Source organism: Rhodoferax sp. TH121 (assembly GCF_002251855.1).
In the GTDB taxonomy this organism is placed as follows: domain Bacteria; phylum Pseudomonadota; class Gammaproteobacteria; order Burkholderiales; family Burkholderiaceae_C; genus Allorhodoferax.
In genome coordinates this window covers 670,630-695,537 of sequence record NZ_NOXW01000021.1, presented here as the reverse complement: position 1 = coordinate 695,537, position 24,908 = coordinate 670,630, and the positions used below count along the sequence as shown (strand labels likewise).

26 protein-coding genes, 1 tRNA gene and 1 riboswitch are annotated in these 24,908 nt (G+C 61.4%); of the genes, 13 read left to right on the top strand and 14 right to left on the bottom strand.

The window, feature by feature from the left end:
* Positions 1-2: 2 nt before the first annotated feature.
* The gene (locus CHU94_RS13335; protein WP_094480596.1) at positions 3-1,847 is read right to left on the bottom strand and encodes a TonB-dependent receptor; all 1,845 of its coding nucleotides are present in this window, start codon (positions 1,845-1,847) and stop codon (positions 3-5) included.
* Between the two features lie 71 nt (positions 1,848-1,918).
* Positions 1,919-2,155: riboswitch (cobalamin riboswitch) on the bottom strand.
* 36 nt (positions 2,156-2,191) lie between these two features.
* Between CHU94_RS13335 and zapB the strand changes: the two genes are divergently transcribed.
* From zapB to CHU94_RS13320, 3 genes are all read left to right on the top strand, one after another.
* Positions 2,192-2,416, top strand: a complete 225-nt coding sequence (zapB, locus tag CHU94_RS13330) for a cell division protein ZapB (protein ID WP_094481094.1) — start codon at positions 2,192-2,194, stop codon at positions 2,414-2,416.
* Positions 2,413-2,757, top strand: a complete 345-nt coding sequence (locus CHU94_RS13325; RefSeq protein WP_094480594.1) for a cell division protein ZapA — start codon at positions 2,413-2,415, stop codon at positions 2,755-2,757. Before zapB ends, CHU94_RS13325 begins: the two co-directional genes overlap by 4 nt.
* Before the next feature lie 245 nt (positions 2,758-3,002).
* Positions 3,003-3,818, top strand: a complete 816-nt coding sequence (locus CHU94_RS13320; RefSeq protein ID WP_094480592.1) for a sulfite exporter TauE/SafE family protein — start codon at positions 3,003-3,005, stop codon at positions 3,816-3,818.
* On the opposite strand, the gene CHU94_RS13315 is transcribed toward CHU94_RS13320, so the two are convergent.
* Together CHU94_RS13315 and CHU94_RS13310 are read right to left on the bottom strand one after the other, a co-directional pair.
* The gene (locus CHU94_RS13315; RefSeq protein ID WP_094480590.1) at positions 3,815-6,244 is read right to left on the bottom strand and encodes an EAL domain-containing protein; all 2,430 of its coding nucleotides are present in this window, start codon (positions 6,242-6,244) and stop codon (positions 3,815-3,817) included. The genes CHU94_RS13320 and CHU94_RS13315 overlap by 4 nt on opposite strands.
* Positions 6,241-7,533: an HD-GYP domain-containing protein gene (locus tag CHU94_RS13310; protein ID WP_094480588.1), complete on the bottom strand. Its 1,293-nt coding sequence runs from the start codon at positions 7,531-7,533 to the stop codon at positions 6,241-6,243. The genes CHU94_RS13315 and CHU94_RS13310 overlap by 4 nt, the downstream gene beginning before the upstream one ends.
* 185 nt (positions 7,534-7,718) lie before the next feature.
* On the opposite strand from CHU94_RS13310, the gene CHU94_RS13305 reads away from it, so the two are divergent.
* Complete coding sequence (locus tag CHU94_RS13305; protein ID WP_094480586.1) at positions 7,719-8,480, top strand: hypothetical protein; 762 nt, start codon at positions 7,719-7,721, stop codon at positions 8,478-8,480.
* Positions 8,481-8,568: 88 nt separating this feature from the next.
* On the opposite strand, the gene phbB is transcribed toward CHU94_RS13305, so the two are convergent.
* The 3 genes from phbB to CHU94_RS13290 all read right to left on the bottom strand — a co-directional run bounded on the left by phbB (position 8,569) and on the right by CHU94_RS13290 (position 12,344).
* Positions 8,569-9,306, bottom strand: coding sequence for an acetoacetyl-CoA reductase (gene phbB, locus CHU94_RS13300; RefSeq protein WP_094480584.1), 738 nt, complete (start codon positions 9,304-9,306; stop codon positions 8,569-8,571).
* A gap of 89 nt (positions 9,307-9,395) precedes the next feature.
* On the bottom strand, positions 9,396-10,574 hold the full coding sequence (locus CHU94_RS13295) for an acetyl-CoA C-acetyltransferase (protein ID WP_094480582.1): 1,179 nt from the start codon (positions 10,572-10,574) through the stop codon (positions 9,396-9,398).
* A 36-nt stretch (positions 10,575-10,610) separates the two neighbouring features.
* Positions 10,611-12,344: an alpha/beta hydrolase gene (locus CHU94_RS13290; protein WP_094480580.1), complete on the bottom strand. Its 1,734-nt coding sequence runs from the start codon at positions 12,342-12,344 to the stop codon at positions 10,611-10,613.
* Positions 12,345-12,436: 92 nt separating this feature from the next.
* Here CHU94_RS13290 and CHU94_RS13285 point away from each other — a divergent pair, with 92 nt between their 5' ends.
* A complete protein-coding gene (locus CHU94_RS13285) occupies positions 12,437-12,766 on the top strand; it encodes a hypothetical protein (RefSeq protein ID WP_094480578.1) in 330 nt (109 codons plus the stop codon).
* Here CHU94_RS13285 and pgeF read toward each other — a convergent pair.
* Both pgeF and maiA read right to left on the bottom strand, forming a co-directional pair.
* Complete coding sequence (gene pgeF, locus CHU94_RS13280; RefSeq protein WP_094480576.1) at positions 12,698-13,495, bottom strand: peptidoglycan editing factor PgeF; 798 nt, start codon at positions 13,493-13,495, stop codon at positions 12,698-12,700. The two genes, CHU94_RS13285 and pgeF, sit on opposite strands and share 69 nt — an antisense overlap.
* Positions 13,492-14,145, bottom strand: a complete 654-nt coding sequence (gene maiA, locus CHU94_RS13275) for a maleylacetoacetate isomerase (protein WP_094480574.1) — start codon at positions 14,143-14,145, stop codon at positions 13,492-13,494. The genes pgeF and maiA overlap by 4 nt, the downstream gene beginning before the upstream one ends.
* Positions 14,146-14,218: 73 nt before the next feature.
* Here maiA and CHU94_RS13270 point away from each other — a divergent pair, with 73 nt between their 5' ends.
* From CHU94_RS13270 to CHU94_RS13235, 8 genes are read left to right on the top strand one after another with little or no spacing between them, the layout of a single operon-like run.
* Positions 14,219-14,521 (top strand): antibiotic biosynthesis monooxygenase, encoded by a 303-nt coding sequence (locus CHU94_RS13270; protein WP_094481092.1) that lies wholly within the window; start codon positions 14,219-14,221, stop codon positions 14,519-14,521.
* Between the two features lie 10 nt (positions 14,522-14,531).
* Positions 14,532-15,227 (top strand): fumarylacetoacetate hydrolase family protein, encoded by a 696-nt coding sequence (locus CHU94_RS13265; protein WP_094480572.1) that lies wholly within the window; start codon positions 14,532-14,534, stop codon positions 15,225-15,227.
* Between the two features lie 8 nt (positions 15,228-15,235).
* Complete coding sequence (locus CHU94_RS13260) at positions 15,236-15,781, top strand: NUDIX hydrolase (RefSeq protein WP_094480569.1); 546 nt, start codon at positions 15,236-15,238, stop codon at positions 15,779-15,781.
* A gap of 6 nt (positions 15,782-15,787) precedes the next feature.
* Positions 15,788-17,203 carry an exonuclease domain-containing protein gene (locus CHU94_RS13255; RefSeq protein WP_094480567.1) on the top strand — a complete coding sequence of 472 codons (1,416 nt, stop codon included), beginning with the start codon at positions 15,788-15,790 and terminating at the stop codon, positions 17,201-17,203.
* On the top strand, positions 17,200-17,778 hold the full coding sequence (locus CHU94_RS13250; RefSeq protein ID WP_094480565.1) for a hypothetical protein: 579 nt from the start codon (positions 17,200-17,202) through the stop codon (positions 17,776-17,778). The genes CHU94_RS13255 and CHU94_RS13250 overlap by 4 nt, the downstream gene beginning before the upstream one ends.
* Before the next feature lie 46 nt (positions 17,779-17,824).
* Entirely contained in the window at positions 17,825-18,715 is an 891-nt protein-coding gene (locus CHU94_RS13245) for a phosphatase PAP2 family protein (RefSeq protein WP_094480563.1), read from the top strand.
* 40 nt (positions 18,716-18,755) lie between these two features.
* Positions 18,756-19,334, top strand: coding sequence for a thymidine kinase (locus tag CHU94_RS13240; RefSeq protein ID WP_094480561.1), 579 nt, complete (start codon positions 18,756-18,758; stop codon positions 19,332-19,334).
* Positions 19,321-19,650: a hypothetical protein gene (locus tag CHU94_RS13235; protein ID WP_141211459.1), complete on the top strand. Its 330-nt coding sequence runs from the start codon at positions 19,321-19,323 to the stop codon at positions 19,648-19,650. The genes CHU94_RS13240 and CHU94_RS13235 overlap by 14 nt, the downstream gene beginning before the upstream one ends.
* 151 nt (positions 19,651-19,801) lie before the next feature.
* On the opposite strand, the gene CHU94_RS13230 is transcribed toward CHU94_RS13235, so the two are convergent.
* The 6 genes from CHU94_RS13230 to rplT all read right to left on the bottom strand — a co-directional run bounded on the left by CHU94_RS13230 (position 19,802) and on the right by rplT (position 24,892).
* Positions 19,802-19,878, bottom strand: a tRNA-Pro gene (locus tag CHU94_RS13230).
* A gap of 37 nt (positions 19,879-19,915) precedes the next feature.
* A complete protein-coding gene (locus CHU94_RS13225) occupies positions 19,916-20,365 on the bottom strand; it encodes a MerR family transcriptional regulator (RefSeq protein WP_094480557.1) in 450 nt (149 codons plus the stop codon).
* A gap of 102 nt (positions 20,366-20,467) precedes the next feature.
* The gene (locus CHU94_RS13220; RefSeq protein WP_094480555.1) at positions 20,468-20,803 is read right to left on the bottom strand and encodes an integration host factor subunit alpha; all 336 of its coding nucleotides are present in this window, start codon (positions 20,801-20,803) and stop codon (positions 20,468-20,470) included.
* Positions 20,804-20,836: 33 nt separating this feature from the next.
* Entirely contained in the window at positions 20,837-23,272 is a 2,436-nt protein-coding gene (gene pheT / locus CHU94_RS13215) for a phenylalanine--tRNA ligase subunit beta (protein WP_094480553.1), read from the bottom strand.
* A gap of 53 nt (positions 23,273-23,325) precedes the next feature.
* Positions 23,326-24,396, bottom strand: a complete 1,071-nt coding sequence (gene pheS, locus CHU94_RS13210) for a phenylalanine--tRNA ligase subunit alpha (protein ID WP_094480551.1) — start codon at positions 24,394-24,396, stop codon at positions 23,326-23,328.
* Between the two features lie 136 nt (positions 24,397-24,532).
* Positions 24,533-24,892 (bottom strand): 50S ribosomal protein L20, encoded by a 360-nt coding sequence (gene rplT, locus CHU94_RS13205; RefSeq protein WP_094480549.1) that lies wholly within the window; start codon positions 24,890-24,892, stop codon positions 24,533-24,535.
* Positions 24,893-24,908: the final 16 nt, after the last annotated feature.

Sequence of the window (24,908 nt, the reverse complement as noted above, 5' to 3'; positions counted from 1 at the left end):
TATCAAGGTTGGTAGCGCAAAGTGACGTAAGCCGCCCGACCCGGCTGGTTGTAACCCAAAGCAGTTTGGTAAAACTTGTCGCCAAGGTTGATCACACGACCTTCCAGGGCCCAGTCCTTGCGAATCTTCCGGCTGGCGAACACATCCAGGGTGGTGTAGCCACCCAAAGACACCGTGTTGGTCGCATTGTCAAACGTATCGGATGTCGACAAGAGCGTGGCGCCCAGGGTCCAGTTGCCTGCTACGTAGCTCGCTGTGCTGCTGAGCTGCAGGTCTGGGCGGCGCACCAGTTTTTTGCCAGTCTGCTCATTGCGGGCATCCAGAAAGTCCAGGGCCGTGCGGTAGGTCCAAGCCCCAGCCTCCCCCTGCAGCGCCAGCGTCCAGCCATCCAGCTTCACATACGGGATATTGCTCACGGTAGGTTGTTTGGTGATAAAGCCTTGGATGCGGTTTTCATAGTGCACCACCGTGAGCAACTGGTCGCCCAACGCGAGACTGGCGCCCAGCTCGGCGTTTTCGCCACGTTCGGGCTGTGTAGTGGCGTTGCCCTGGAAGTTGGTGGGCACTGGGTCGAACCAGTACAGGGTGTTGAAGCTGGGCACCTTGAAGCTGGTGCCGTACGAGCCGTGCACGCGCAGATCAGGTGTAACTTTGTAGCCATAACCGACCAGACCCGTCGAGGCCGAGCCGAACTGGGTGTTGCGGTCATGCCGCGCATTGGCTTGCCAGCTGTGCGCGCCAGCACTGCCAGACAAGCCCAAGAAAGTGGACGAGGTAGTCCGATCGCTTACGGTGTAGCGCTGGGTCCCGTCCACCAATTCCCGCAAAGCCTCCAGGCCTGCAAACACCTGGCCCACCGGAGTGGCCACTTCGTTTTGCCAGCTCCATTGCTGCTGCTCGGTATTGAAGCGGCTGGTCGAGGTGCTGGTGAGGTTGGTGGAGCGGTCGGCGCTGCTGCTCAGCTCCAGGCGGGATTTCCAGGCCGGCAGGATCTGCCCCGCCACACCGAGTTTGCGGATTGCACTGGTGGACTCGCCCCGCACATCAAAGGGATTGCGCCCCCCGTCGTAGTGATTCACACCATCTGCCTGCACGACCAGGCCCTCCAGGCTCCAGCCCTCCACAAACTGCCAGTTCACACTGGTCTGCACCGAGTTCTGGGCATACCCATCCCGATCGGCATTGAAGCCAGACGTGTTGGTCGATCCAAGTCGGGGATTGGTGGCAGAAAAGCCACCTTCATTCTGGCTTTGCACTCCCAGGGAATAGCGGAGCTCCTTGGTGCCTGCGCTGAAACCGGCGGCCACCTCGGCACGGTCCCACTCGCCTGCCGTCAGGCTGGCATAGGGGTGAAAGCCTTCGCGGCCTTTGCGGGTGAAGATCTGTACCACCCCACCGACCGCATCGCTGCCATACAGCGCAGAGGCTGGACCCTTCAACACCTCGATGCGCTCAATCATCTCCAGCGGAATGCTGTCAAAATTGGCCGTACCCGAGGTGGACGAGCCATAGCGCACACCGTCGACCAACAGCAGGACATGGCGATTTTCTGTTCCGCGGATATAGATGCTCGATGTCTTGCCCAACCCACCGTTGGAGGACGTCTGCACACCTGCCATGCGCGCCAGCACTTCGGACACAGAGCGGCCGACGTTGCGACGCAACTCCTCATGGTTGATAACCGTCACATCGGCCATGACCTCGTCGGCCCGCATCTCGGACCGTGTAGCCGTCACCACCACTTCCTGCAGTTGCCGCACCTCATTGGATTGCGCCCAGGACGAAACCGCCAGGCAAGCGCCCAGCACCAGCGCCAAGGAACGCGCTTTGGAAAACACAAAAAACATGAAAAACAAACCCGACTAAGAACTCTCCCCGGCTTCCCCGCCAGGGCATGAGCGTCACGGAGTTGCGCCAGGCGCAGCTCCACCGTGTTGGCCGGTATCCGGGCTGGTGGATGCAACCTCCATCGTCTTCCCAAGCGCGTGTTCAAAGCACTCAGTGACCGTGATGAAAGCGGTGTCGGATGACACGTCCACTTACCGTTGCGGGGGCAGCGCAGGTTAGGTTGGCTGGCATCAGCCGCACCCTCCTGCTTCCCGTTGAACTGCGGCATGTGAACCACACCGCGAGCACCAACGCGCGCATTTTACGCTGCCCCAGCTTGCGCCCACCCTACAATGCGGCTTCTATGTCGAACCAGACCCCCATCGACCAAATCGCCGAACGCGTGGAGCGCCTGCTAGTGCGCTACGAGGAGCTGCAGCGCACCAATGCCCTGCTTGCTTCGCAGGTGGAGACATTGACCCATGAGCGCGACGCACTCAAGTCGCGCCTCAACACGGCGCGGGCTCGGGTCGATGCGCTGTTGGAGCGCTTGCCCGATGCCCTGGCCACGCAAAAAGACGCACCATGAAACAGCTTGAAGTTCAAATCATGGGGCAGAGCTACCTGCTGGGTTGCCCGGAAGGCGGCGATGCCCGACTACTGGAAGCCGTGGAGCGTGTAGATACCGCCATGTGCAAGATCCGCGACGCCGGCAAGGTGCGTGCCCGTGACCGCATCGCCGTGCTGGCCGCGCTCAACCTTGCCTTTGACCTGTCTGAACGCCCGGCAGCCCCTGTCCCTGTCAGCACCGATACGGCGAGCGCCACTCCCGCTAGCCCCCCCCCCGCGGCGGCCGATGGCGGCCTGCTGCTGAACTCCCTGCTCGAGCGGCTGGATGCAGCGCTGGGCGAAGACGGTCGCCTGCTCTAAACCGCCCTTTTGCGGGCACAAACTGTGCAGCCCGGCCTACAATAGCGTGGTCTGTGAAGCTGCCGGGCTTTATATTTCCTTGAACCAATGCTCATTGAGCCAGGGCTTGGAACATGGCCCAGCGAGCGTGATCATCTCGCGTCAGATGAACCCAATGCTGGTGCTGACCTCGCCCACCTGAACCCCGGTTCAGGATGCGGGTCCGGTGGACTTCGCAGACACCCTTCACTCCCCTACTTCCCCGCATGATGTTTGAACCTCTGCTCATTGGCGAGTTGGCAACGCTGGGCTTGGCCACCGGCTTCATGGCCGGCTTGCTGGGCATCGGTGGCGGCATGCTGATCGGCCCCTTCCTCACATTGATTTTGTCAGCCCGAGGCATTCCGGCCGATCTGGCGGTCAAGATGGCAATTGCCACCTCCATGGCCACCATCATGTTCACCAGTATCTCCAGCGTGCGCGCCCACCACCAACGCGGCGCCGTGCGCTGGGACCTGGTCAAGGGCCTGGCGCCCGGCATCGTATTGGGCGGGGCGCTGGCCAGCCTGGGCGTGTTTGCCCTGCTCAAGGGCACCACGCTGGCGCTGCTGTTTGCGGCCTTTGTGGGCTACTCGGCCACGCAAATGTTTCTAGACAAAAAACCCAAGCCGAGTCGCCAGATGCCGGGCATGGCCGGGCAGACCGCCACTGGCAGTGTGATCGGTTTTCTGTCGGGCCTGGTGGGTGCCGGCGGCGGTTTTGTCAGCGTGCCCTTCATGGTGGCCTTCAATGTGCCCATTCTCAATGCCGTAGCCACCAGCGCCGCTCTGGGCTTTCCCATCGCGCTGGCCAACACGGCCGGCTACGTCTGGAGCGGTAGCGGTGTGGCGGGCTTGCCCGCTTGGTCACTGGGCTATGTGTGGCTACCTGGCCTGCTGGTGATTGCCTGCTGCAGTGTGCTGACCGCACCGCTGGGCGCCGGCACCGCACACCGCCTGCCGATCGCCAAGCTCAAGCGCATCTTTGCCTTGGTGCTGTACCTGCTGGCCGCCTATATGCTCTACAAAGGCTTGAACGGCTAGAACCCCAAGGCGCCAGGGTGCGGTGGCTGCATAAGTCGCGCAGCCAGCGCCTCAAATTCCGCTGCCGGCAAGCCAGCTGAACACAAATACCCTTGGTACGACGCACACTGCAGCTCCCGCAGGTAGTCGCACTGGGCCTGAGTCTCCACCCCTTCCGCTACCACGGAGAGCTTGAGCGCGCGTGCCATGGCTACCGTGGCGCCTACGATGGCACGGTCACTCTCGTCCTCAGGCAGGCCCATCACAAAGGTGCGATCGATCTTGAGCTTGGAGATCGGAAATTTCTTCAGGTAAGCCAAGCTGGAATAGCCGGTGCCAAAGTCGTCAATCGCCAGGCTGACGCCCAGGCCTGCCAGTGCGTGCAGGCGGGCCAGAGCCTCGTTCGCGTCCTGCACTAGGATGGACTCGGTCAGTTCGAGCTCCAGCAGTGCGGGCTTGAGCTCGGCCTCGGCAATGCAGCGCGCCACGCGCTCCACAAAATCGGGCTGCTGGAACTGCAGCGCCGACACGTTGACCGACACCACCAGCGGTCTACCGCTACGCTGCCAGGTCGCAGCCTGGCGCACGGCCTCTTGCATGACCCAGTTGCCAATGGTGATGATGAAGCCCGACTCTTCGGCCAGCGGGATAAAGGCGGCCGGCGACACCACGCCCAGCTCGGGGTCCGTCCAGCGCACCAGGGCTTCGGCCCCCAGCAGCCGGCCGTCGTCCAGCGCCACCTGGGGCTGGTAGTGCAAGCGGTACAGGCCGGACTCCATGGCGCGGCGCATGGCATGGTCCAGCTTCATGCGCGAAAGCAGGTCCACATTCATCTGTGGCTGGTAGAAGCGGAAGTTGCCGCGGCCCCGCTCTTTGACGCGGTACATGGCTGTGTCGGCGCACTTGATCAGGTCGTCCAGCGTGCGGCCGTCGGCCGGGTACATGGCCACACCAATGCTGCAACCCAGCGAGAAGTTCATCTCGTCCACCAAAAAGGGACGGGCCAGCGCATCCAGAATGCGCCGTGCCGCCACCTCTGCACCCATCGCATCAGCGTCCTGCAAAAAGGCCACAAATTCGTCGCCGCCCATGCGGCTCAGCGTATCCACATCGCGCATGCAGTGCAAGATTCGGTCCGCCACCTCCATCAATACGCGGTCGCCAAAGGCATGGCCCAGCGAGTCGTTGATGTTCTTGAATCGGTCCAGATCGAGAAACAGAATCGCAAAGTGACCGCCACTGCGCTCGGCCAGGCGCAACGCAAACTCCACACGCTGCCCCAACAACAGGCGGTTGGGCAGGCCCGTCAGAACGTCACGGTAGGCCAGTTTTTCAATCCGGCGCTGCGCCTCCAAGCGCTCCGTCATGTCCTTAAAAAAAACCACGGTATGGCTGAGCTGGCCCTGCGCGTCCTGCAGGGCAACCCAGGACACCTCCACCGCCACAGCGGCCTCACCCACAGTGCGCCAGACTTCACCACTCCAGATTCCATGGGCCAGCAGCGCCATCTCGATCTCCGTGGAGAGTTGTGGCCGGGCCGGGTCGTGGAAAAATTGCAAGGCCCGTGAACCCAGCAGGCCGCTGGACGCGTGATCGGTCAGGGCCACGCAGCGCGGGTTGGCCTGCACCACCTCCAAAGCGGCATTGGTAATAAAAACCGCCTCCGGGCTGGAGTCAAAGACCTTGGCCGCCAACCGCAATTGCCCTTCCGATTCACGCTGCACGGTAATGTCCCGAAAGGAATACACCCGCCCGCGCACGCGGTTGCGGCTGCGCTGGGGTACCGATCGACGCTCCAGAACCCTGCCACTGCGCAGCTGCAGGATGTCTACCTGCTCCACCAAGTCATCGGAGGCCAGCGCCTGGGCTGCCGCCAGATAGGCCTGCGGGTCCAGCAGCTGGTTTTGCAAGTGCGCATTGAGCTGCTCGCCAGAAACCACGGTATGCAGCTCCACCGGCAGAGCCCACAGATCTGCAAACCGTTGATTGAAGTTGCGCACCTCTCCGCGCAGGTCGGTCACCAGAATGCCGTCGCCCGTGGACTCCAGCGTGGCACTGAGTTCGGAGACGCGATGCTCCAGGGTCTCTTCGGCCGCTTTCTCAGCGCGCAAGTCGCGCAGCGCCACCAGGTAGCAGGGGTTGTCCGGGCTAGGCCAGATCCGGCTGACCTTGCGCTCCACGGCAATCGCATCACCGTTGGCCCCGCGCAGCATGGCGTTGGAGTGGATGCTGTGGGTCAGGCCCGCTGCCACGTCTTCCCAAAAAAACATGTCCTCCGGAGTGACAGCCAATGCAATAGCCGGCATACCCACCAGTTGCGCTACAGGCAGCCCCACCAAGGTAGCGGCGGAAAGATTGGCTGCAGTGATGCGCAGGGTCTTGGGGTCTACCAGCCAGATGGCGTCCAGCGTGCCGTCCAGCAGCCCCGCCAGGCCCTCGTCGGTCATGCCACGGGTTCAGGCGACTCGGGGTCTGGGGCCTGTTCGAAGAAATAGCAGATGCGCTGGCGTGGCGCCAGGTAGTCCAGCGCCGAAGGCGGCAAATTGGCGGGTTTGAGGCTGCGCCTGATACCCAACTGGGGTGCATGCTCCAGGTCCAGGATGAGCGCCTCATGCTTGGGCACGCTGGGCTCATGCACGATGACGCGTGGCTTGAGCGGGCGGGCCGAATTGACCGATACCACGATGGCATAGCGATCATCAATAAGCTGCACAACCGATCCCGGCGGGTACACCCCCATCATCCGGATAAAGGCGCTCAGGGCCGCAGCATCAAAACGGGTCTTGAGCTGCGCAAAGATCAGGGACAGCGCCTCATGCGGAGTGAGCGCCGTGGCCGGGCGGCTGGGGTTGCAGAGATTGTCGTAACGGTTCACGAGCGCGAGGATGCGGCCCGCCACCGACATGGCCTCCCCTCTGATGCGCGACGGAAAACCACTGCCATCGGCCAGCTCATGGTGCTGGGCCAGCGCCAACTGCGCCCCGGGGCGCAGCTCCATGGCCCGCGCCAGGTTCACGCCCTGGACCACGTGCTCTTGGTACATGCGGTACTCAGACGTGGAGAAGTTTTCTTCCACCCAGCGCACGCGATCCGGCACATTCACTTTGCCAATGTCGTGCAGAAAGGCTGCCACGCCCAGGTCCTGCAGCTCTGCAGCCTGCAAGCCCATGGCCTTGCCAAGCAAGAGGCTGACAATCGTCACATTCACAGGGTGCATGGAGGACTTGTCGCCCGCCGCCTCTGAGAGCAGGCGAATGGAAGCTTCGCCCTTGTCTAGGAGCTCCGAGGTGTAGGTGCCGACCATGGCCTGGCACTGCTCGGCGACCAGTTTGGGCTGGGTCTGTACTTGGTCCATGGCCTTGCGGTACAGGCGCACCGACTCACCAAAACGGCGCTCACACACCACCAGGGCGCGGTCTTGCGCAGCCAGCGCCGTTGCGCGCAGCCGGCGTTGTTCTTTATCGCGCAAGGCGGCCAGTTGACGCTCATCCAGCGCAGCGGCTTGTGCCTGCGCACGGGCAGCAGCTTGCTCTGCAGCAGGATCGGGATCACTCTTGGAGGGAATGCAACGAATACGGGTCAAACCCAGGGTCTGCAGGGTTTCGATCTGCTTGGCCGAGCTAATCTTGAAGCTTCCCGTAGGAAAGGGATGGGACATCCAGCCCACATCCAGCTCAATATAAAGCCCCAAGCGTAGCGACTTTATATCTACCCAAACGGAATCTTCAATGGTCATAGTCAGTGGCTTGCGAAGCGCTTTGCGTCTGTCAAGTGTTCTGAGCATACCCCACGTCACTAGGGGAAAAATCTACTTGGGCTTTCAGTTTCTGTATATCTGCAACAGACCGTATCCGATGGCGCTGTGCACAATGGCGTCTACGCGTGCCCGAAACGGCTGTCCAGCCCATCGAGAGGACCTCCATGACACTGCGATTTGCAGCTTGCCTGGCCATTTATCCATTTTTTTGCGTTGCAAGCTCACTCGCGCAAGGCGATGCGGATGCGGATGCGAAGGTCGCGCAAGATCTTGGCCGGTACAGCACCGAGAAATTGGAAACTGCCTGCGCGCAGATGTCTGCACGCAGCTATGTCAGCGGGCTCACCGATGGCGCCTGGATGGCCCTGCCAGGCGGCGGACGTACCTACTATTACCGCTCTGCCTGCTACCAGGAGCTGGCCCGGCGCACCGGCAACGCGAGCTGGTGTGCCGAGGTCAAAGAGCGCAAGACCCTCTTTGGCGATGGCAGCGCCGTATCCCCCGCGCAGTGTGCGCGGCAAGTGGCGCAAGTACAACGCGACCGTGCCGAACAGCAGGCGTGGGCCGCACGCCACGCCGCGGCGTTGCAAGGGGCTTTTACCGTGTCGGGCGTGAAAGCAAGCGAACAAGCCCGAGGCGAATGGTTGCTGCTAGTGACGTTCGAGGGGCGCCTTCCCGGCCGCTACCGGCTGGAGGTCGCACGCCTGACACCCCAGCGCGGCATTCTGATTGACGAAGAACTAAGTCTGGAGGCGGACACCCAGCGGCAATGGACGCTTGCGCGCCCAACGGTGCTGGGCCCGGCCCAGCCACCAGCCATAACACCTCTATCGGTCAGCCTGTTTTACCTTCCCGCGGCAGACAACCAAGCCGTTCCCGGTCCGCATCTGACCGGGGTGCGTAATCTCACGCTGTCGCTTCCCTAAGCGGCTCGCCAAAGCACCATACAAAAAGCCCGCGCATGGCGGGCCTTGTGGCACTTCCCCGGCCAAGCCGGGGCAAGGCGATAGGCCATCAGCCCATGTGCAGACCACCGTTGACCGAAAAGTCCGCGCCGGTGGCGTAGCCACCCTCTTCCGAGGCCAGCCAAGCAATGATGGACGCGATCTCGGACGGCTCGCCCAAGCGTTTGACGGGCACGGTGGCCACAATCTTGGCCAACACATCCTCGCGAATGGCCTTGACCATGTCGGTCCCAATGTAACCAGGGCTCACGGTGTTCACGGTCACGCCCTTGGTGGCCAGCTCTTGCGCCAGAGCCATGGAGAAACCGTGCATGCCGGCCTTGGCGGCCGAGTAGTTGGTCTGACCGGCTTGCCCCTTCTCGCCGTTCACCGACGAGATGTTGATGATGCGGCCCCAGCCTTTTTCCACCATGTCGGGCACCACTTGCTTGGTCACATTGAACATGGAGTCTAGGTTGGTATTCATCACCGCATCCCAGTCTTCCTTGGTCATTTTCAGGAACATGCGGTCCTTGGTGATACCCGCATTGTTGACCAGCACATCGACACTGCCGTGTTCGGCCTTGGCCTTGGTAAAGGCTTCCACCGTGGAATCCCAATCGCCAACATTGCCCACCGAGGCGTAAAAGGTGTAGCCCAAGGCTTTTTGCTCGGCCAACCACTTGGCATAGTCACGCGTGGGGCCGCAGCCTGCAATGACCTTGAATCCGTCTTTGTGCAGACGTTGGCAAATGGCGGTACCAATGCCACCCATGCCGCCGGTGACGTACGCTACTTTTTGACTCATATTGTTTCCTCGTTGTTCAATTGAATACTACTAAATCCATAGCTGCATGCGCATATTCCATGCAGTCTAGCAGCCAAAACTCCTAAAAATCAGCGCTCCACAGCCAAGGCCACGCCCATGCCGCCGCCAATGCACAGCGAAGCCACGCCCTTCTTGGCACCGCTGCGCTGCATTTCGTGCAACAGTGTCACCAGGATGCGGGCACCGGACGCTCCAATCGGATGGCCGATGGCGATGGCGCCACCGTTTACGTTCACCTTGGCGGGGTCAATCTCGAGCAGCTTGTTGACGGCGCAGGCTTGCGCGGCAAAGGCTTCGTTGAGTTCAAACAGATCCACATCTTGCGCCTTCCAGCCAGCGCGGGCCAAGGCGCGCTGCGTGGCCGACACGGGACCCAATCCCATGACCGCAGGGTCCAGGCCGGTAGTGCCAAAGCTGGCGATGCGTGCCAGCGGCGTAAGGCCCAACGCGGCGGCCTTCTTGGCGGTCATCACGACCACGCCAGCTGCGCCGTCGTTGATACCGGAGGCATTTCCAGCGGTCACGCTGCCAGCCTTGTCGAAGGCGGGACGCAGGCCGGCCAAGGCTTCGGCATTGGTCTTCTTGTTGATGAACTCGTCCGTGTCGAAAATGATGGGATCGCCCTTGCGCTGGGGGATGGACACCGGAACAATTTCAACCTTGAACTTGCCCGCGTCTTGCGCGGCAGCAGCCTTTTGCTGGCTACCCAGCGCCAGGGCGTCCTGCTGTTCGCGCGTGATGCCATGGGCCTTGGCCACGTTCTCGGCTGTGATGCCCATGTGGTATTGGTTGTACACATCCCACAAGCCGTCTGTGATCATGGTGTCGGCCATCTTCCACTCGCCCATGCGCTGGCCATCACGGCTGCCCAGCAGCACGTGCGGCGAGGCGCTCATGTTTTCCTGACCACCGGCGATGACGATTTCGCTGTCACCCCAGGCCACAGCCTGGGCCGCCAGCATCACGGCCTTGAGGCCGGAGCCGCAAACGGCGTTGATGGTGAGGGCCGGGGTTTCCTTGGCGAGGCCGGACTTGATGCCTGCCTGGCGCGCGGGGTTCTGGCCCACGCCAGCGGCCAGCACTTGGCCCAAAATCACTTCGCCCACGGCGTCAACGGGCAAGCCGCTGCGCTCCAACAGGCTCTTGATCACGATGCTGCCCAGCTCGGTCGCGGGGGTTTTGGCAAGCGAGCCACCAAATTTTCCGACTGCAGTGCGGGCTGCAGCAACGATGACGATGTCTTCCATCAGGTGTCTCCTTCTCTCTTGGTAAATCAAAAAACTTCAAGCTTTGGCTTGGACATAACGACCCGGAGCCGCCTCTATGACTTTGTACTTCCCCTTGCCATAGCCCTTTGGCGCAGCAATTTGCTTGCCAGCATGGCCCTTGAGCCACTGGGACCAGTCGGTCCACCAACTGCCGGCATGTTCGGTCGCGCCCTCCAGCCACTGCGCGTGCTTCTTGGGCAACTTGCCGTCGGCGCGTATCCAGTGGCTGCGTTTGTTCTTGGCCGGTGGGTTGATCACACCGGCAATGTGTCCAGACGCACCCTGCACAAAGCGTTTCTTGCCAGGCAGGATTTGCGTGGAGGCGTAGGCGCCGCCGATGGGCACGATATGGTCCTCACGCGATCCGTAGATGTAGACCGGGATATCGACTGCACCCAGGTCCAGCTTCTCGCCACAAACCGTGAGCTTGCCGGGCTTCTTGAGGTTGTTTTCCAAGTAGGTGTTGCGCAGATACCAGGCGTACCAAGGACCGGGCAAGTTGGTGCTGTCGCTGTTCCAGTACAGCAGATCAAACGGTGGCGGCGTTTCGCCCTTGAGGTAGTTGCCCACCACGTAGTTCCACACCAGGTCGTTGGGGCGCAGAAAACTGAAGGTACTGGCCAGATCCTGCCCTTTCATAAGGCCGCCCTTGGCGAATTCCGCCTCACGGAACTTGACCATGGCCTCGTCAATAAAGACATCCAAGATGCCTGTATCTGAAAAATCAAGGAAGGTGGTGAGGAAGGTGGCGCTGTCCACGGGCTGCTCGCCGCGCGCGGCCAGCACGCCCAGCGCGGTGCCCAGCATGGTGCCGCCCACGCAAAAGCCCAGAGCATTAATGCTGGAAGCACCGCTGATTTCGCGCGTCACACCAATGGCCTTGATGACGGCGCCTTCAATGTAGTCATCCCAGGTCTTGTGGGCCAGCGTGGGGTCGGGGTTGCGCCAGCTCACCACAAAGGTGCGGTGGCCCTGCTCCACTGCGTAGCGGATCAAGGAGTTCTCGGGCTGCAGGTCCAGGATATAGAACTTGTTGATGCACGGGGGCACCAGCAAAAACGGCTTCTCAAAAACCTTGGTGGTGAGCGGCTTGTATTCGATGAGCTGGAACAGCTCGTTCTCGAAAACCACAGCACCTTCGGTCGTCGCCACGTTCTTGCCCACCTCAAACAGGCTTTCATCCGTCATGGACACATGGCCTTGCTGGATGTCGTGCACCAGATTCTTCACGCCCTTGGCGATGCTCTCTCCCTTGGTCTCGATCGCTTTTTTCTGCGCCTCGGCATTGAAAGCCAGGAAGTTGCTGGGTGCGGCGGCGGCCATCCACTGCTCCACGGCAAAGCGGATACGGCTCTTGGTCTTGGCGTCCGTGTCTACCGCTTCAGCCAACCCCATGAGGGTGCGCGCATTGAGTAGGTAGACCGCAGCAGCGTAGGCTGCCACCGGGTTGTCACCCCAGGCGGGCGCAGCAAAACGGCGGTCGGTACTGGCAGCAACCTGCGCGGGCTGGCTCAGCCCCTGACTGAACAGGCCCATGGCCTCCTGCAGGTACTGCTGTTGCAGGGCTTGCAGCTTCTCGGGGGCGAAATGGATTTCGGGTGGTTTTTCGGCCATGGCGGGGAAACCGGCGCCGGCCGCTCCCAAATCGAGCCCTTGGAAGGACTCCAGTGCCTTGGTCCAGCTCTGGGAGAAAGCTTGCTGGAACTGTTGCGTAGCCTGGGCCAAAAAGTCGGGATTGGATTGGGTCACGCCATCACCTTCGAAATTAGTGGGTCTAGTCTAACGCCCAAGTATGGCAGCCTCGGGCCTGCGCTATCCTGACAAGCCCCAAGGGAAACCCTATGTACATCATTCCGATCGCCTGGCTCTACGTGGCCCTCATGATGAGTGTGGCCGAAGCCACCAACACCACTGGCACCGTGCTGGGTGCCATCGTGACCTTTGTTTTGTATGGCCTGCTGCCGGTCGCGCTGATGATGTATTTCATGGGCACACCGGCCCGCAAACGCAAGATTCGGGCGCAAGAGATGGCCGAGCGTGAAGCAGCCATTGCCGCCCACGCAGCGGCTGCTGCCGCTGCCTCCCCCGCTACGGGAGCAGTCTCAGCCCAGCCAGATGCAGGCGGCCAGACGGCCGCTGACCCGGTCGCGCCGGTGGGAAAAGAAATGTGACGGGTTGTTAACCGTGCACCAGGGTGCACTGCCGTCGTTACCGTAAACCGCCTTCACACCTGCCGCCGCCAGGCGCCTGCGCGCCAGGGCCGGCAGGTTCGCCAACCACTTGCCAGGGCTGGCGGGCACAAAGCATTCGATAGCCGCCGCATCGCTGTCCACGAAGGCTGCGCGCACTTCATCCCCCACTTCAAACGCGGTAGGCCCAATGCAAGGCCCCAACCACGCTATGATTTCAGGAGCTGCTTGCGCACTATGCACGGGGGCTAGAGCCACTTTTTCTTTGCAAACAGCCGCCAGCGTACTTTCCACCACGCCCACGCCACTCTGACCCGCAAGCCCCCGCCAGCCCGCATGGGCCCCAGCCACCCAGCGGCCGCTGGCATCGCATAGCAGGATGGGCAGGCAGTCCGCCACCATGATGGTGCAAGCCACGCCAGTCTGGGTGCTCAGGCAGGCGTCGGCCACCGTACCATCGGGCGTGTCCAGCGCTAGCGTCTGCACCTGCGTGCCATGCACCTGCTCCAGAAACACCGGCCGGACACCCAAGGCACGCTGCAAAACGGCGCGATTGGCCAGCACATCGGCCAGCTCGTCACCCACATGGGTCCCCAGGTTCAGGCTGCCATATGGCGCGCGCGACTGGCCGCCGCTGCGGGTGGTGAACACCGCCTTCACCCTTGCTGGGGCGGGCCAATCAGGCACCAGCCAATCTGCTGGCCTGCTCATGGCATGAAGTCAGGGCAGCGGCTAGGCTGGGCAGCGTCAAACGCGGGAAGCGCCATGCAAGCCTCAAACGCGGCCATCGTCAGCGGTAATCCATCCAGATTCGTGTCAAAGCGACGGGCATTGAAAATTTGCGGCACCAGCAGGCAATCGGCCAGCGTCGGCGCGTCGCCATAACAAAAGCGCGTGGGGCGCACGCCGCGGGCGTTCAGCCGCTCCAACTGAAGCTCAAAGGCTTCCAAGCCTTGGCGTACCCAGTGGCGGTACCAAGTGTTCTTTTCGTCTTCCGAGCATTCCAGCGTACCCGTCAGGTACTTGAGCACGCGCAGGTTGTTGATGGGGTGGATCTCGCAGGCAATGGTTTGCGCCAGCGCGCGCACCTGGGCGCGGCCCAGCGCGCTGGCAGGCAGCAGGGGCGGCGTAGGGCGGGTTTCGTCCAAGTATTCGATGATGGCCATCGACTGGACCAGCGCGTGGCCATCCACCTCCAACACTGGCACCAGACCGTCGGCGGACAGCGCACGGTGGCCATCCTGCAACTGTTCGCCGCGCACCAGGTGCACGGGCAGATAGTCATAGTCTAGGCCCTTGAGCTTGAGCGCAATACGCACCCGGAACGAGGCCGAGGACCGGCAGTAATTGTGCAGCTTCATGCCCGCGAGGATAAACCCGAAGCCGTTACCATTGGAGGACCACTCAATGACCCATACACTGCCTGGAGCCCCCATGATTCTGGAACTCGCCGATATCCGCATTCACCCTGGCCAGAACGCCGCGTTTGACGAAGCCATCGCCCGCGGCCTGCGCGAGGTCATTTCCAAGGCCAAGGGCTTTCAGGGCTACAAGGTGAACAAGGGCATCGAAAGTCCCGAGCGCTACATCCTGCAAATCTTTTGGGAAACGCTGGAAGACCACACTGTGGGTTTCCGTGGTGGCGATCTCTTCCCCCAGTGGCGCGCCATTGTGGGACCTTTCTTTGCCCAGCCGCCCGTGGTGGAGCACTTTGACCTGCTGGTGAAGTCCGCCTGAGGGTCGCACCATGGACTACGTCGTCACGCCCCCCGCCCTGCCCAGCCTGCCTGTGCTTGGTAGCACAGCCCGCTTCCCCATCCACCGCATGTACTGTGTGGGCCGCAACTACGAAGACCACGCCAAGGAGATGGGCCACTCCGGCCGCGAGGCGCCCTTCTTCTTCATGAAGCCGGCAGATGCAGCCCTGGTGGCCGAAGGCGGCGAAACAGTGTCCATGCCCTACCCCACGCTGACCAGCAACCTGCACCATGAAGTGGAGCTGGTGGTCGCCATTGGCAAGGGCGGCAGCCATATCAAGGCGGCCGACGCACACCAGCACATCTACGGCTACGCCGTGGGCCTGGACATGACGCGCCGCGACCTGCAAAACGAGATGAAGAAGCAGGGCCGGCCCTGGTGCATTGGCAAGGGTTTTGACTTTGCCGCACCACTGGGCCCCATTACCCCCGCCGCCCAGGTGCCCGGCATTGGCAGCGCCACCATCGCCCTGCAGGTCAACGGCCAGGACCGCCAGCGCAGCACCATTGCCAAGCTGATCTGGAACATTGCCGAGACCATCGAGCAGCTGTCCACCGCCTGGGCGCTGCAGCCCGGCGATCTGATCTTCACCGGCACGCCCGAAGGCGTGGGTGCCGTGGTGCGCGGCGATGTACTGCTGGCCAGTGTGGACGGCCTGCAGCCCCTGCGCGTGCAGTTGGTCTGAGCCCGGGCATGCTGCGCCCCCCCATACGCCATTGCCGGCAGTGCGGCACCGCCGTGGTCTACCGCGTCCCTGATGACGGCGACACCAAGGAACGCGCCGTCTGCCCGGCATGCGCCACGATCCACTACGAGAACCCGCTCAATGTGGTGGGCACTGTGCCCCACTGGGGCGACCAGGTGTTGCTGTGCAAGCGCAACATCGAGCCGCGCTTTGGCAAGTGGACGCTACCCGCCGGCTTCATGGAACTCAACGAAACCACGGCCGAAGGCGCTGCGCGCGAAACCGACGAGGAAGCCGGTGCGCAGTTTGAGCTGGAAGGCTTGTTCACGCTGCTGAACGTCGCGCGCGTGGGCCAGGTGCATCTGTTCTACCGTGCCCGCCTGACCAGCGACCAGTTCAACCCCGGCACCGAGACCATCGAGGCCCGCCTGTTCCGCGAGGACGAGATCCCCTGGGACGAGATTGCCTTCCGCACCGTCAAGGAGACGCTGGAACGCTACTTTGCCGACCGACGCGCGGGGCACTACGGCATCCACGCCATCGACATCGTCTAGCGGACCATGTTGCCTTGCTTTGTCATGCTGGACCTGGAGACGACCGGGGGCAGCGCGGTGCATGACCGCATCACCGAAATTGCGGCCGTGCGTGTGGAAAACGGCGTGGAGGTGGCGCGCTGGAGCACGCTGGTCAACCCTGGCGTATCCATCCCGCCCTTCATTCAGAGCCTGACCGGCATCACCGACGCCATGGTGGAGGATGCCCCCACCTTCGCCCAGGTGGCGCCCCGCCTGCTGGAGCTGTTGGACGGGGCGGTCTTCGTGGCCCACAACGTACGGTTTGACCACGGTTTTGTGGTGAACGAACTGGCCCGACTGGAAAAGCCGCTCAAGATCAAAACCCTGTGCACCGTGCGCCTGTCGCGCAAACTGTACCCACAGCACAAGGGCCATGGGCTGGACGCCATCATGCAGCGCCACGGCCTGCACACACTGGCGCGCCACCGCGCCATGGGCGATGTGGAGGTAGTGCTGCAGTGGCTGCAGTTGGCGCAGGCAGAACTTGGTGCCGAGGTGCTGCAGCGCGAAGCCAAGACCTTGCTGCAAGGCAGCGCAAGCTTGCCGCCCCTGCTGGAAACACCGATGGAGGACATCCCCGATACGCCTGGGGTGTACTTGTTCTACGGCGAAGGGAGCATTCCGCTCTACGTAGGGAAGAGCGTGAACATGCGCACCCGCGTGTTGTCGCATTTCCAGAGTGCCTCCAAAGTCGCACGCGAGATGCGCATCCTGCAAGAAATCCGCCGGGTTGAGTGGCGCGAAACTGCCGGTGAATTGGGAGCACTGTTGCTGGAGTCGCGCCTGGTCAAAGAGCTGCAGCCTCTGCACAACCGCCAACTGCGCAAAGAACGCCAACTCAGCGCCTGGATGCTGCACGCGCAAGCCGACGCCCGCCCGCTGGTGCAACTGGTGCGCATGGACGACGTGGACGCCACCGCCATGGGCCAACTCTACGGCACCTACCGCTCCAAACGGCAAGCCATGGACGCCCTGCGCCTGCTGGCCGATACCCACCAGCTCTGCCCCCAAGCGCTTGGGCTGGAGTCGGGCAAAGGCGCCTGTTTTGCCCACCAAATCGGCAGATGCAAAGGCGTGTGTGCAGGCCACGAGCCTGCCGCCCTGCACCGCGTGCGCCTGGAAATGGCCATGGCACAGCATCGCCTGCAAGCCTGGCCGCACCCGGGGCGCGTGGGCGTGCGTGAGCACCACGCAGCTTCCGGGCGCACTGACATCCATGTCTTTGACCGCTGGTGCCATGTGGCCACCGTGCACGATGAAGTGAGTCTGGCGGATGTGCAACAGAGTCGCCAGCAGGTGCTGGCTTTTGACCTAGACACCTACCGTTTACTCCTCAAGCGGCTGGCGCCGCCGCTGGGGCGTGAGCGTGCGGTGTTCCATCTGCCGGGGTTGTCGTCATGACCCAAGTTCCCGCCCATTTGCGCACCCAAATCACCGACGCCCTGTTGGACTTGGTGGTGCAAGTCCCAGCCAGTGATGAAGCCGCGCAGACAAACCCTGGTGCGCGGGTGCAGGCCATCGCGCGCGCCGCTGCACGCAAGGCCAGCCTGCTGGCGGGTTCACTCTCGCTGCCGCCAGGGGTGCTGGGCTGGGTTACTGTGTTGCCCGAGATGATCGCCGTGTGGAGGCTGCAGGCCCAGATGGTGGCCGACATTGCGGCAGTGTATGGCCAGCACCACCAACTGCGGCGCGAGCATTTGCTCTACTGCCTGTTCAAACAAATCTCGGCCCAGCTGTTCCGCGACCTGGCCGTGCGCATGGGCGAGCGGGTCGTGGTACGCCCCACCACGCAAAAGGTACTGCAAGTGTTGGCGCAGAAACTGGGGATGGTTTTGGCAGGCGCTGCGCTGCGTAAAGGCGTAACGCGCTTTGTGCCGCTGCTGGGCGCGGTCGGCGTGGGGGCCTATGCCTACTACGACACCCTGCAGGTTGCCCACAACGCCCAAGCCTTGTTTGAGGACAAAAACGGCCTATAGCCCTTATAAATACTGCGCAAATAGCTACAAAAACAGGAGCAAATGAATGAACATTCTGCATGATTTGCAGTGGGTGCTACCGCTACGCTCGGCAGCCGGCATCCAGCTGGCGATGGCGTTTTCATGGCTGGGTTATGCCACCTTCCTGATGTTCTTCATGTCGATTGGCTACTGGGTGTGGAACAAGGAGCGCTTCTTCCGGCTGCTGGTGGTGGTGGCCGCCAATGCCCTGCTCAACGCCTATGCCAAAGACCTGTTCCAGGACCCGCGCCCGCCGCTAGAGATTCGCCTGGATGACTTGGTGGGCGCTAGTTACGGCCTGCCCAGTGGGCATGCCCAAATGGCCGTGGCGCTGTGGATATGGTTGGCCTGGGAGGTGCGCCGCGTATGGGCCTGGTGGATGTGCAGCGGGATTGCACTGGGCGTGATGTTCAGCCGCATGTACCTAGGCGTGCATGATCTGGAAGATGTGCTGGCGGGTGCCGTGTTGGGTGGCGCCAGCCTGCTGGTGTTTGCATGGGCGCAGCGCCAACCCAATCCGCTGCAACGTTCCTTGGTTTGGCAGTTGGCGGCCATTGTGGGGGTTGCGGGCTTGGCCCTGGCCAGCTGGCCGGGCGCTCAGCCCCCTGACTATGTGCCGATGCTGGCCGCTTGGCTCGCCACGGCCACCGCCTGCCTGCACTGGGACCGCCGTCACATGCAATTTGCAGCGCCGGCGGGCGCCATGCGTGCAATTGCCGCCACCTTGTTGGGGGCCTTGCTGTTTTGGGGCGAGCAAAAACTGCTCAAGATCCTGGGCCTGCAGCTGCAATGGGACCCTACACTATGGTCCGCCTGCAAGGGGGTGGTGAGCGGCGCATTTGTAGCACTGTTTGTCCCTTGGGTATCGCGCGCGCTGCACTTGACACCGGCGCGTGGCGCACCGGCCCCCCATTGAAATCCGTAGTCCCTAGTCACGTATTGCGCGTCTGCCCTCCATGGCCAAACTGTTCTTCCGCTACTCGGCAATGAATGCCGGCAAATCCACCTCGCTGCTCCAAATTGCGTACAACTACGAGGAACAAGGTCAGAAAGTACAACTTTTTACGGCGGGCATTGATGACCGCAGTGGCCACGGCAGCATCGCATCCCGACTGGGTATCCAGCGTGCGGCCAGCGTGTTTGATGCCCACACCGACTTCCTGCAGCTATTGGCCGCGCAGACACAACTGGCCTGCGTATTGATCGACGAGTCACAATTCTTGACGCCCGCCCAAGTGCGACAGCTGCACCAAATCGCACACACTGCAGACATTCCGACCATCTGCTTCGGCCTGCGCTCCGACTTCCAAGGCAATCCTTTTCCGGGCGCTGCGTTCCTGCTGACCCTGGCGGACGATATCGAAGAAATCAAGACCATCTGCGCCTGCGGCCGCAAGGCCACCATGAATATCCGCATCGATGCCCAAGGCCAGCGCGTGCGCGAGGGAGAGCAGGTCGAGATTGGCGGCAACGAGCGCTACCAACAGGCCTGTGCACGTTGTTTTTACCAGGAGCCCGGCGATGGACAAGTCTGAACTGTCTCCTCCTCCGTGGCCCCAGGTCGGCCGAGGCCTCTGGACTCGGTGGTGGGGCTATTTGGCGCGTTGGATGGTGTTTGGCGTGGTGGTCAGCATTTTCCAACCAGTGGACGATGGCGTGGAGGGATTGTGGCAACGCCTCGTGGTTCGCGTGGTCTTGGGCCTCGCGTTCGGGCTGGTTGCCGCAACGGTATTCACGCTGGCGGAGAACACACTGAACATTTCACGCGTGAAATGGAAAACTGGCCTGCTGGTGGTGTTGACCTGGGCGGTGGTCAAAGCGCTGTTTGTGACAGTGCTTGCATTGGTCTGACGCTGGCCCGGGCTGGCGGGCTACGGGTGTCAAACAGGGGACCCATGGGGAGCAAGAATCCGTCGGCACACCAATCGCAGCCACGCACACACGAGACCCTGATGAAAAAAGCCTTCAAGCATTGCTGCTTGAAGGCTTTTGACATATCTAATGGTCGGTGTGAAAGGATTCGAACCTTCGACCCCTTGCACCCCATGCAAGTGCGCTACCAGGCTGCGCCACACACCGATCGAGCCTCAAATTATAACCTCTGTTTAGGGCGCTTTCAGGCTGCTTCGGCAAGAAGTTCGCGAATCTCGAACAATTCACGCTTGAGTTGGACCAACTCCATCACAGGCAGCCCAGTGGCATCCGCCAACTGGCTGTCTTCAAAGTCATCCAAGTCCATATCGTCAACTTCAACGACTTCCAAACCATCCAACATCACCTCGCCGTTGCGCTTCTTGTCACGCTCGCTCTGGAGCAACTCCTGCATCTTGTTGCGCGCACCACTGATGGTGAAACCTTGGTCGTACAGCAAATCACGAATCCGACGAATCATCAGCACCTCGTGGTGCTGGTAGTAGCGGCGGTTGCCACGGCGCTTCATAGGGCGCAGTTGCGTGAACTCCTGCTCCCAATACCGTAGCACGTGGGGTTTGACGCCGCACAAATCGCCCACTTCACCGATGGTGAAATAGCGTTTGGCGGGAATGGGAGGGAGAGTTTTCTCCATTTAAATCAATGCTGTACGAGGCAAAGCGCAGAGGTTACTCTAAGTTTTGTCCGTATGCAAAGACCATTTCGCGGAGAGCCGCCAGATGGCGTTCCGGTGTTGCTAAACGGCGCTATCCGTTTTGCCTTCGTCCTGGATTTGTTCTTTGAGTTTGTGGCTGGCATGGAAGGTGACCACGCGGCGTGCCTGAATAGGAATTGCCTCACCAGTACGCGGGTTACGACCAGGCCGAGGCGCCTTGGTGCGGATCTGGAAGTTGCCAAACCCGGAAATCTTCACGTCGGTTCCATCCACCAGACTGGCTGCAATCAAGTCAAAAAACGAGTCGATCATGTCCTTGGACTCGCGCTTGTTCAGTCCAATTTGCTCAAACAGCATGTCGGCTAACTGCGCTTTGGTCAATGCCGGCGTTTCCAGGCTTTCAACAGAAAAATCCATGGTGGCTAGAACCTTTTCTGGGGATGGGTCAGGTCAAACGCGCTGGCGGGCAGCAACCGCAGCAACCAGTTGGTCCACCACGGCCTTCACTGTGGCCTCAATTTGCTCTTCAGTCAGAGTGGCCTCGTCACTGTTGAGGGTCAGACGCACGGCCAAGCTGCGGTCAGTGGCTCCTTCGGTTGCCACAGCGTCCTTGGCCAGTTTGGGGCGGTACACGTCAAACAGCTGTGCATCGCGCAGCAGCCCAGCGGTGGGCGCTGCCCACACAGCAGCCATCAGCGCGGCATGTGTCACGCTATCTGCCACTACAACAGCGATGTCGCGCTGAACCGCCTGGTACTTGGCCACTGGCGTGAACTCGGGCACTGGGCGCGCCAGCACGGCGTCCAAGGCCAGCTCAAACACTACGGGGGCATTCGCCAACTCGTAGGACTGGCGCCACTTGGGGTGCAACTCGCCCACATGGCCAATCACCTTGCCATCCAGCACCACCTGAGCGCAGCGGCCAGGGTGCATGGCAGGGTGCGTACCAGGCGCAAACTCGGCTTTCAAGGGTGCCAGCAGGGCTTCCACGTCACCCTTGGCATCAAAGAAATCCACGCCCTGCTCTTTGCGCCCCCACTGCAGCACATCAGCACTGCCACCAACCAAGCCTGCGATGCGCATGGGTTGGTCGAAACCTTCCACAGTCGCGTCCGTGCTTTTTACGGAAGCATCGCGTAGGAAAACGCGGCCCAATTCGAACACACGTACGCGCGGCGCCTTGCGGGCCGCATTAAACCGCAGCACCTGCACCAAGGAGCCGATCAGCGAGGAACGCATCACGCTCATCTGGCTGGCAATCGGGTTCAGCAGCTTGATGGGGTTGGGGTTGCCCGCCAGCTCGTGCTCCCAGCGCTCCTCCACAAAGCTGAAGTTGATGGTTTCCTGGTATCCCAGGGCCGCCAGCGCGCGGCGCACAGCAAACGGGCTGCGCTGCGCTTCCGCACGGATCTTGGCCGTGATGGGGGCCAACGGAGGCGTGTGCGGCAGGTTGTTATAGCCCACCATGCGGGCCACTTCCTCGATCAGATCTTCCTCGATCTGCAGGTCAAAACGGTACGACGGCGGCGCCACGGTCACCGTGCCCTCGCCTTCGGTGACAGACAATCCCAAACGTTTGAGCGCATCCGCACACTGGGCTTGGCTCAGCGGCATGCCAATGACCTTGACTGCGCGTGCTACACGCAATGTCACGGGTGGAGGGGCTGGCACATTGGCCGTTTGGTCGTCGACGGGGCCGCAGGTCGTAGCGGGGGTGCCGCAGATATCGATGATCAGCTGGGTAATGCGCTCGATGTGCGCAACGGTCAATTCTGGATCCACACCACGCTCGAAGCGGTGGCCAGCGTCGGTGGAAAAGTTGAAGCGGCGCGAGCGACCGGCAATCGACTTGGGCCACCAGAAGGCAGCTTCTACATAAATATGTTGTGTGTCATCAGAAACGGCAGTGGCATCGCCGCCCATGATGCCGGCCAGCGACTCGACCTGGGAATCGTCGGCAATCACCCCTACTTTGTCATCTACAGTGACGGTATTGCCATTGAGCAGCTTCAGCTGCTCGCCAGGCTTGCCCCAACGCACGTCCAGACCACCATGGATCTTGTCCAGATCAAAAATATGCGAGGGACGGCCCAGCTCAAACATCACATAGTTGGAGATGTCTACCAACGGGCTCACGCTGCGCTGGCCGCAACGGGCCAGGCGGTCCACCATCCACTGTGGTGTTTTGGCTTGGGTATTCACGTTGCGCACCACCCGGCCAGAAAAACGGCCACACAGGTCAGGTGCGCTGATTGTCACCGCGACTTTGTCGGTATTCGTCACAGCTACGGGGGCGATAGGTGCAGTGATCAAGGGTGCACCCGTCAGTGCTGCCACCTCGCGCGCGACACCGTAAACGCTCAAGCAGTGCGCCAAGTTGGGCGTGAGCTTGAGGGTGAACAGGGTGTCATCCAGATCCATGTATTTGCGGATGTCCTGGCCCAGAGGCGCATCCAGCGGCAGTTCCAGCAGGCCTCCATGGTCTTCAGACAGCTTTAGCTCGCGCGCAGAGCACAGCATGCCCTGGCTTTCTATACCACGCAACTTGCCGACTTTGATAAGGAACGGTTTTCCGTCTTCGCCGGGAGGCAACTCTGCGCCCACGAGCGCACAGGGAATGCGGATGCCGACGCGGGCATTAGGAGCACCGCAAACGATGTTGAGAAGTTCAGGCTGGCCCACGTCGACCTTGCAGACACGCAATCGGTCGGCATTGGGATGCTGCTCAGCCTCTTTGATCTCCCCTACTACGATCTTGGTGAACGGCGGGGCAACAGGCTTAAGTTCTTCCACTTCCAGACCTGCCATGGTGAGCGTTTCGGCCAGCTCGGCGGTGGAAATGGACGGGTTGCAGAAAGTGCGCAGCCAGGATTCGGAAAATTGCATGGTCGGTCAGACGAGAAATTGGGGCGGTGGACAGGTGAGGCGTGCTGGTCGACTTACTGGAATTGCGACAGGAAACGGACATCACCGTCAAAAAATAAGCGCAAATCATTCACGCCATAGCGCAGCATGGTCAAGCGGTCCGGGCCCATGCCAAAGGCGAAGCCGATGTATTTCTCGGGGTCCAAGCCCATGTTGCGGATCACGTTGGGGTGCACCTGGCCGGAGCCGGCTACTTCCAGCCAACGGCCAGCCAAAGGGCCTGTCTGGAATTGGATGTCGATCTCGGCGCTGGGCTCAGTGAAAGGGAAGAAGCTGGGGCGAAAGCGGAGCACCAAATCGTCCGACTCAAAGAAGGTGCGACAGAAATCGGTGAACACGAACTTCAGGTCTTTGAAACTCACGTTCTCGCCCACCCACAGGCCTTCGCACTGGTGGAACATGGGCGAATGCGTGGCATCGCTGTCCACCCGGTAGGTACGACCGGGGGCGATCACGCGGATCTCGGGCATGTCGCCGGAGAACAATCCCTTTGCAGAGGCACCTGCAGCAGCGCGGTGCGCCTTGACGTGCTGCACCGCGTAGCGAATCTGCATGGGGCTGGTGTGGGTGCGCAGCAGGTTGGGCGCAGTCTCCGAGCCACCTTCCACATAGAAGGTGTCGTGCATGGAGCGCGCGGGGTGATCTTCTGGCGTGTTGAGGGCGGTGAAGTTGAACCAGTCGGATTCAATTTCGGGGCCCTGCGCGACATCAAAGCCCATGGAGCCAAAAATAGCTTCAATACGCTCTAGGGTCAGCGAAACTGGGTGCAAACCACCCTGCCCGCGCTGGCGTCCTGGGAGGGTGACGTCCAGTGCCTCCGCCTGCAGTTGCTGTTGCAGTTCGGCATCAGCCAGCGCCTGGCGGCGCTCAGTCAAGGCTGCCTCAATGGCCTGTTTGGCCAAGTTGATCGCGGCACCGGTTGACTTCTTCTCTTCCACGCTAAGTGCAGCCATGCCTTTCATCAGCTCGGTCATGCGACCGGACTTGCCCAAAAACAGGGCCTTGGCGTTTTCCAGATCAGCGGGCGTCACGGCTTGGGAAAAAGCCGCTTTGGCGGTGTCAACGATGGCGTTCAACTCGGTCATAAATTTGGGTGTGACTGTGTATGTCATTGGAAATGGTTTTGGCCATTTCAAGAAAAAGGGCTAGTGCTTTTTCAAGCGCTAGCCCTTGTTTCTGGTGCGCAGAACGCTACAAAATCAGTAGCATTCAGCCGCGAACTCAAGCAGCCAGTTTGGCTTTCACTTGTTCCACGATCCCAGCAAAAGCAGCCATGTCATGGATAGCGATATCGGACAGAACCTTACGGTCGATCTCGATGTTCGCTTTCTTCAGACCATTGGCAAACTGGCTGTATGTCAGACCGCATTGGCGGGCCGCAGCGTTGATACGCGCGATCCACAACTGACGGAAGACACGCTTCTTGGTACGACGGTCGCGGTAGGCATATTGCCCAGCCTTCATGACCGCCTGTTTGGCAATCCGGAAGACATTACCGCGGCGACCACGGAAACCTTTTGCAAGGGCCAGAACTTTTTTATGGCGGGCGCGAGCCGTTACACCACGTTTGACGCGAGGCATGTGATTACTCCTTGTT

Coding starts and splice junctions, on each gene's coding strand:
- CHU94_RS13335 (WP_094480596.1), bottom strand. CDS start 1,847: ATGTTTTTTGTGTTTTCCAAAGCGCGTTCCTTGGCGCTGGTGCTGGGC.
- zapB (WP_094481094.1), top strand. CDS start 2,192: ATGTCGAACCAGACCCCCATCGACCAAATCGCCGAACGCGTGGAGCGC.
- CHU94_RS13325 (WP_094480594.1), top strand. CDS start 2,413: ATGAAACAGCTTGAAGTTCAAATCATGGGGCAGAGCTACCTGCTGGGT.
- CHU94_RS13320 (WP_094480592.1), top strand. CDS start 3,003: ATGATGTTTGAACCTCTGCTCATTGGCGAGTTGGCAACGCTGGGCTTG.
- CHU94_RS13315 (WP_094480590.1), bottom strand. CDS start 6,244: ATGACCGACGAGGGCCTGGCGGGGCTGCTGGACGGCACGCTGGACGCC.
- CHU94_RS13310 (WP_094480588.1), bottom strand. CDS start 7,533: ATGACCATTGAAGATTCCGTTTGGGTAGATATAAAGTCGCTACGCTTG.
- CHU94_RS13305 (WP_094480586.1), top strand. CDS start 7,719: ATGACACTGCGATTTGCAGCTTGCCTGGCCATTTATCCATTTTTTTGC.
- phbB (WP_094480584.1), bottom strand. CDS start 9,306: ATGAGTCAAAAAGTAGCGTACGTCACCGGCGGCATGGGTGGCATTGGT.
- CHU94_RS13295 (WP_094480582.1), bottom strand. CDS start 10,574: ATGGAAGACATCGTCATCGTTGCTGCAGCCCGCACTGCAGTCGGAAAA.
- CHU94_RS13285 (WP_094480578.1), top strand. CDS start 12,437: ATGTACATCATTCCGATCGCCTGGCTCTACGTGGCCCTCATGATGAGT.
- pgeF (WP_094480576.1), bottom strand. CDS start 13,495: ATGAGCAGGCCAGCAGATTGGCTGGTGCCTGATTGGCCCGCCCCAGCA.
- maiA (WP_094480574.1), bottom strand. CDS start 14,145: ATGAAGCTGCACAATTACTGCCGGTCCTCGGCCTCGTTCCGGGTGCGT.
- CHU94_RS13270 (WP_094481092.1), top strand. CDS start 14,219: ATGATTCTGGAACTCGCCGATATCCGCATTCACCCTGGCCAGAACGCC.
- CHU94_RS13265 (WP_094480572.1), top strand. CDS start 14,532: ATGGACTACGTCGTCACGCCCCCCGCCCTGCCCAGCCTGCCTGTGCTT.
- CHU94_RS13260 (WP_094480569.1), top strand. CDS start 15,236: ATGCTGCGCCCCCCCATACGCCATTGCCGGCAGTGCGGCACCGCCGTG.
- CHU94_RS13255 (WP_094480567.1), top strand. CDS start 15,788: ATGTTGCCTTGCTTTGTCATGCTGGACCTGGAGACGACCGGGGGCAGC.
- CHU94_RS13250 (WP_094480565.1), top strand. CDS start 17,200: ATGACCCAAGTTCCCGCCCATTTGCGCACCCAAATCACCGACGCCCTG.
- CHU94_RS13245 (WP_094480563.1), top strand. CDS start 17,825: ATGAACATTCTGCATGATTTGCAGTGGGTGCTACCGCTACGCTCGGCA.
- CHU94_RS13240 (WP_094480561.1), top strand. CDS start 18,756: ATGGCCAAACTGTTCTTCCGCTACTCGGCAATGAATGCCGGCAAATCC.
- CHU94_RS13235 (WP_141211459.1), top strand. CDS start 19,321: ATGGACAAGTCTGAACTGTCTCCTCCTCCGTGGCCCCAGGTCGGCCGA.
- CHU94_RS13225 (WP_094480557.1), bottom strand. CDS start 20,365: ATGGAGAAAACTCTCCCTCCCATTCCCGCCAAACGCTATTTCACCATC.
- CHU94_RS13220 (WP_094480555.1), bottom strand. CDS start 20,803: ATGGATTTTTCTGTTGAAAGCCTGGAAACGCCGGCATTGACCAAAGCG.
- pheT (WP_094480553.1), bottom strand. CDS start 23,272: ATGCAATTTTCCGAATCCTGGCTGCGCACTTTCTGCAACCCGTCCATT.
- pheS (WP_094480551.1), bottom strand. CDS start 24,396: ATGACCGAGTTGAACGCCATCGTTGACACCGCCAAAGCGGCTTTTTCC.
- rplT (WP_094480549.1), bottom strand. CDS start 24,892: ATGCCTCGCGTCAAACGTGGTGTAACGGCTCGCGCCCGCCATAAAAAA.